Origin of the sequence: Maribacter sp. UBA3344 (genome assembly GCF_002362375.1) — a bacterium.
GTDB lineage: Bacteria > Bacteroidota > Bacteroidia > Flavobacteriales > Flavobacteriaceae > Maribacter > Maribacter dokdonensis.
Genome location: NZ_DERI01000029.1, coordinates 597 through 940, shown reverse-complemented (window position 1 = coordinate 940; position 344 = coordinate 597). Strand labels below are relative to the sequence as shown.

1 protein-coding gene is annotated in these 344 nt (G+C 48.0%); it reads left to right on the top strand.

What is annotated here, in order from left to right; all coding sequences use genetic code 11:
- The coding region (locus B2Z27_RS17410; protein ID WP_286814633.1) for a hypothetical protein at positions 1-344 on the top strand (344 nt) is incomplete at both ends.

The following is a 344-nucleotide window of genomic DNA, read 5'->3' as shown; positions in this document are numbered from 1 at the left end:
GACCAAAATACTGCGGACATCGATACATTGGAAGCGGAACAGACTACGCAGAATAATGCGATAGCAACAAACGCTACTGACATTGATAATCTTGAAGCGGAACAGACAACACAGAACAACTCCATTGCTACGAATGCAACTGATATCTCCACTAACACAGCCGCCATTGCTGCACATAACACTGCCGATGGAGATTTGAGCGATTCCAATGAATTCAACACAGGCATCAGCTTTGACGGAACGGACCTTACCGTGACCGACCTTGGTGGCGACCAAACCGTGGACATCAGCGGTCTAGCTTACGACGACACGGCATTAAAAGCCGATGTGGACCAAAATACTGC